1 protein-coding gene is annotated in these 1721 nt (G+C 34.8%); it reads left to right on the top strand.

Annotated features, from left to right (window positions below; translation table 11 throughout):
• Nucleotides 1–126: 126 nt before the first annotated feature.
• On the top strand, nucleotides 127–1614 hold the full coding sequence (locus BUA90_RS12035; protein ID WP_072968876.1) for an IS1182 family transposase: 1488 nt from the start codon (nucleotides 127–129) through the stop codon (nucleotides 1612–1614).
• Nucleotides 1615–1721 lie beyond the last annotated feature (107 nt).

Genomic DNA, 1721 nt, shown 5'->3' with positions numbered 1-1721 from the left:
GAGGTCACTGAAAAAGTCAAACCTTATCATAAGAAATTATGATAAGGTTTTTTAAGTGGCAAAAAGGAGATTAGGGAGTAGATGTCGAATATAATAAGTATAGAAAAAATAAAGGAGAGACTTATTATGCTAAAAAGGCAACAAGAAATGATGATTAGCAAATATGCTGACTTATATGATATACTTATTCAAAAAGATCACATACTTCGCAAAATCAAAGAACTAGTAGACTTTTCATTTGTCATAGAGGAAGTAGAAAAGAATTATAATCTAACTCATGGTCGTGGTGCCAAAGACCCTATTCGCCTGTTCAAATACTTGATACTCAAAGATATGAATGAGCTTTCGGATGAAGATTTGGTAGAACGAACACGTTGCGATATGTCTTTTAAATATTTTCTGGATTTAGCTCCAGAGGAGACAAATCTTATTCATCCTACAACCCTCACCAAGTTCCGAAGATTACGATTAAAAAATGAAGATATTCTCGACAAGTTAATTATGAAAACCATTCAAATAGCAATGGAAAACGGTATTAAAATTGGTAATGCTATCATCGTAGATGCAACACATACACGTGCACGGTATCATCAAAAATCGATGGAGGAAATACTACTTGAACGTGCAAAAAAACTACGACGAGATGTCTATCAAGTGGACGAATCTTTTAAGGAACATTTCCCAAAGAAATTAACAAATCCAACACTTAATGATGTCATGGAATATTGTGAAAGAGTAGTAGATGTTGTAGAAAATGCACCACAGCTTAGTATCAGAGAAAATATCAAAAAGCGTTTAAATTTTTTGAAAGAAGGACTTGCAGATACAGAAACAGCATTGGCTGAATCAGGAGATTCGGAGGCAAGAACCGGCCACAAGTCCGTCGATGACCCGTTTTTTGGTTATAAGACACATCTTGCTATGACTGAAGAGCGACTTATTACAGCAGCTGTTATCACTAGTGGCGAAAAGCCTGATGGTCCTGAATTACAAACACTCATCGAAAAGAGCCAAGCTAGTGGTGTTGAGGTTAAAGAAATCATCGGGGATACTGCCTACTCGGGAAAAGATAACTTGAATTATGCTAATGAGAATGATATCAAGATTATTTCTAAGCTTCATCCAATCATCTCAGGTGGTGTGCGAAAAAAGGAAGATGAGTTTACTTTCAACAAAGATGCAGATATGTTTGTCTGTCCGGCAGGACATTTGGCTATACGCAAAGCAAAGACTGGCAAAAAGAATAGCAACAATAATCAAGTAACCACATATTATTTTGATGTTAAAAAATGTAAGCAATGCTCAAGAAAAGAAGGATGCTATAAAGAAGGAGCAAAGAGCAAAACATATTCTGTTTCTATCAAATCTCATGAACATCTTAAGCAAGAGGAATTTCAAGAATCCAAATATTTTAAACAACGTTACCGACAACGATACATGATTGAAGCAAAGAACAGCGAACTCAAAAATCAGCACGGCTATGATATTGCCATATCGTCGGGCTTATTTGGTATGCGAATACAAGGAGCAATATCAATATTCAATGTGAATATCAAACGAATATTGACATTGTTAAAGAAAAAATATGGAGAAAATACTCCTAGCTTTCAATAAAAAGAGAAAACCACATTCGATTTTTGGGAAAATTATCCTAATTTGAATGTGGTTTTTTAATTGTTAGAACATTGTTTCTGAAAATACGATGGTTTTTCAGTAGGCTC

Source organism: Caminicella sporogenes DSM 14501, from assembly GCF_900142285.1.
Classification (GTDB): domain Bacteria; phylum Bacillota; class Clostridia; order Peptostreptococcales; family Caminicellaceae; genus Caminicella; species Caminicella sporogenes.
Note: the sequence above shows the minus strand (reverse complement) of the source record. Positions and strands in the feature narration are given on the sequence as shown.

Coding starts and splice junctions, on each gene's coding strand:
- BUA90_RS12035 (WP_072968876.1), top strand. CDS start 127: ATGCTAAAAAGGCAACAAGAAATGATGATTAGCAAATATGCTGACTTA.